The following is a 3,815-nucleotide window of genomic DNA, read 5'->3' on the forward strand; positions in this document are numbered from 1 at the left end:
TCGATGGCGTAGGCCGCCGGCGGAAGAGGATGCCACCGGCCTACGCCATCGGACCGCGGTCGTGTATGTGCGGCTACCGGGAAGCGGACCCGGTCACCAGGACTCGGCCACGGCGCCCTGAGGATCTCTGACCTTCTGAGCGTCGCCGGCATCACGGGCTCCGTCAGCGGCAGGTGCTGCCGTGGGCCGCGGGATCTCGGCAATCACCACCCGGTCCCGTCCCCGTGCCTTGGCGGAGTACAGAGCGCCGTCCGCCATTGCGACCAGCTCGCCCTGGCTCGACACGTGCGTCGGAAAGGCGCAGGCCCCCACCGACACAGTGGCGAAGATCAAGGTGTTGGCATCCAGGGCGATAGGGCTCCCTGCCACCCGGGCACGCAGCCGTTCAGCGAGCGCTCCCAGCTCGCTCAAGTCGACATTGGACGCCAACAACGCAAATTCCTCACCGCCATAGCGGGCAAGCACATCGCCTGGGCGAGTCGCTGCGCGTAGCCGAGCGCCGATCTCGGCAAGCACCCTGTCACCCCCGGGATGACCATGATGATCATTTATTTCCTTAAAATGATCAACATCAATAATGACCAGCCCCAGTAAACCTCCGCCGCGACGCACCCGGGTGAGCCCGCTGGACATCTCCGCCTCAAGAAAACGGCGTGTGTACAAGCCGGTCAGCGAATCGACCATCGCCAGCCGGCGCTGGTCGCAGACGAGTCCCGCCATTCGAGCGATCGTCAGCAGGAACATCAGCGCGCATGCCATCGCCATAACCGGAATGTCATGGGTGACCCCACGGGCATATTCAATCATTATCATGACAGGAGCGGCCAGCGCCGCCGTGAGCAGCACAGCCAGCCGGACGCCACCGAGGTTCTGCTCCCCAGCCGGCGCGGGTGCGGTCAGCCGAGTCATCGTCGGATGCAGTGCCGCGGCGCCTAGCGTCACGTTGGCGACAAGCCACATCCCATCCAGGAAGTTGCCCGGCCGATAGGTGCCGCCCAGTTGTTGCAGCCCGTAGAGGGTGTCCGCGGTCATGATTAAAAAAAGGTTACCCATGAGCAGGAAGCAGGCAGGCGACCGACGGCCCGGCCCGAGGAACAGCCTCAGCCCGACCGCGAGCAGCGCGATATCCATGACCGGATATCCGATCAAGGATGCGGCATCGACCAGTCGGCCGGATCCGCCGCGGACATACGGGCCGATCAGGCCCAGCCAGGAGAGCATGGCCACGGCGACCGCCAGGGTACCGGCGTCCAGCAGGCCGGGCAGGTCACGCCCAGGAGTCCGGCGGCGTATGAAAATGACCAAACCCGCCACCGCAAGCGGATAACGAGCTAGGTAAAACGCATTAAAGAAAATGGGGAATCGCGTGGCTCCCACGGCTGCTCCGGCGGCCTGGTATGGCGGGAAAAGCGCCGTACCAGCAATCAAATACACGAGCTGGCTGGCGGCTAGCAGCAGCCAGGGCAGCCGTGGTGCGGGCCGGAAGCAACCGACACCGACGAGTACCGCTACCGCGGCCGAGGCGCTGGCCAGGCAATAGCCCACAATCCGTACGGTGTGGCCCGCGCCCTGTGACGGCACCAGGTAGTAACCGACTGTCAAACAGAACCCGAACGCCAGGTAAAGCAGACATGACCGGTTTGTGGCCAAGTATCTACGGCTGTTTCCCGGCCCCATCAGATCATCCCGGGGCGGCCAGTCTCTCCATGTCTCCACAGGCGCGGAAAAAGCCATGATTGCGCCTCCTTCAGCCAATCAGGTTGTATCCGATGGAGCCAGTCGGTCCGGATAGCTCGGCGAGATACCGGAATTGGTGTCATCTGGGCAATTGCCTGCGCGGCGAGATGGACACCACCCGGCCGCCCCGAAACACGGAAAACCCATTCCAACTACTCAGCACCCAGGCCCTGCCATAATATGAAAAATACTTTTTTGTCAGTGAACAGATGAATCTCCCGAGTGAGTCAGATTTCCTGTGAAATTCCTGTGAGCGCTAACCCGCTATTTAATGATCTTCTATGACGACCTCCAGCCAGTACCTTCCGCCCACACCACGATGCGTAACGGAAATCGACTCTTCCCCCTGCCTCCCAGGACCCCCTTTGCTGACCGGCCGCCCGTGGCAGGTCAGCCGTCCCCAGGTCGGCCCAAGACAACTGCCTGTACCAGCAAAGCGGTACGTGACCGACATCCCTTGCCTCGAGTTGTACATCCGCCTTCGGTCTCAGTGAAACATTATGGACCGATGGTTTCCGCTATCGACGTATGGGGCCGTATCCGTGCCACGATCGCTGAGCGCGACCGGGAGATCAGAGCGCTACGCGCTGCCCTCGGCCCACCATGGAGAGGAGGGCAGCACCGGCGACCAGCCTTGCCACGCAACAGCCACGACTGGCTGGACATCGCCAGTGAACTCGGGATCCGGCGCAAAAGGCCGGTCGTCGACCTCGCGACAGGCACCGACAGGAGTTCAGGTACGGCCGGCGCGGCACACCGGGCCGGCCTGCGGCGACAAAGTGATCAAAAACACCGTTGGCAACCGGCAAGCCGCGAAATCATCCGGCAACCGGTCCGAGCGCGGGCTATCTTCCGAGGCTCGGATCCGGAAATAGGCATTTTTGATCTAAAAAGTTCGAAAAAATCCGCGCGCGGGCGGTCACGGCCGCGCCGCCGGCTCCTTGGCACCATCTGACGATCAACATGATCACATCCGGTTACGCTTACGACAATCTTTTACCTATACACCCCGGCCAGCCAGCTACATACGAATGTGATCGATCATACGTTTGATCACCACGATCAAGTAGGGCACGCTCGAGAAAGTTGATGCGCCGACAGCCGTAAACCCCGCCGGGCTCGGTAGCGTGATCCCGGGATGGGGTGCGGATCATAGGAGAGGAGCGGGCGTGCTGGCGCCGCTGACCGACGCTGATCCCCGAAAAGTCGGGAGGTACTGGCTCCAGGGACGACTGGGCGCCGGCGGGATGGGCACCGTCTATCTCGGCTTTGACGAGGACGGCCATCCCCTGGCGGTCAAGGTCATCCGCCCAGAATTGATCAACAACGCGGACTTCCGGAAGCGGTTTCGCCGCGAGGTCGCGGCAGCGCGCCGCGTCCGCGGCAACTACGTAGCCGAGGTGCGCGACGCCGACGTCGACGCGGAGCGCCCGTGGATGGCGACCGAGTACGTCGATGGCGTGAGTCTTGCCACAGCTGTGGCCGAGCGTGGCCGGCTCGGCAGCTCCACCCTGGTGAATCTCGCCACAGGCCTCGCCGACGCTCTCGTCGCGGTCCACACGGCTGGGCTTGTACACCGCGATCTGAAACCGTCGAACATCCTGCTGGCCTGGGACGGCCCGAAGGTCATCGACTTCGGGATCGCCCATGCCGTCGACACCACCGAACACACCCAGACCGGGCACGTCATCGGGACAGTCGCCTGGATGGCACCGGAACAGCTGCGCGGTGAACGGGCCGGGCCCGCTGCCGACGTCTTTTCCTGGGCCATGTGCGTCGTGTTCGCCGCGACCGGGCGGCACCCCTTCGCCGCGGACACGCCCACCGCCTCGGCGCTTCGCATGCTGCGGGAAGAACCCGACCTCAGCGGTATTCCCGATGGCCTAAGACCATTGACGCTACAAGCGCTCAACAGGGATCCGGGACGGCGACCTACCGCCGTCGAGCTGGTCACCGGTGTCGTCCGCAATTATGTGGACAGCGTGGACCTCGCGGACCAGGTCACCCGGCACGTTCTGATCGCGCCACCGCTACCGCCTCCGTCAGCCCCTACGCCGCTACCGGTGGCTGTACCCGTA

The 3,815-nt window shown here is 63.6% G+C and carries 2 protein-coding genes; one reads left to right on the top strand and one right to left on the bottom strand.

Annotation, left to right across the window (positions count from 1 at the left end; translation table 11 throughout):
* Positions 1–93: 93 nt before the first annotated feature.
* Entirely contained in the window at positions 94–1,602 is a 1,509-nt protein-coding gene (locus MJ783_RS15945; RefSeq protein ID WP_239311234.1) for a diguanylate cyclase, read from the bottom strand.
* A 1,304-nt stretch (positions 1,603–2,906) separates the two neighbouring features.
* Here MJ783_RS15945 and MJ783_RS15950 point away from each other — a divergent pair.
* Positions 2,907–3,815 (top strand): serine/threonine-protein kinase (locus MJ783_RS15950; RefSeq protein ID WP_239311235.1); only part of this gene is annotated, 909 nt, incomplete at its 3' end.

The sequence above is a fragment of the Protofrankia sp. Cj3 genome, assembly GCF_917627355.1.
Classification (GTDB): Bacteria; Actinomycetota; Actinomycetes; order Frankiales; family Frankiaceae; genus Protofrankia.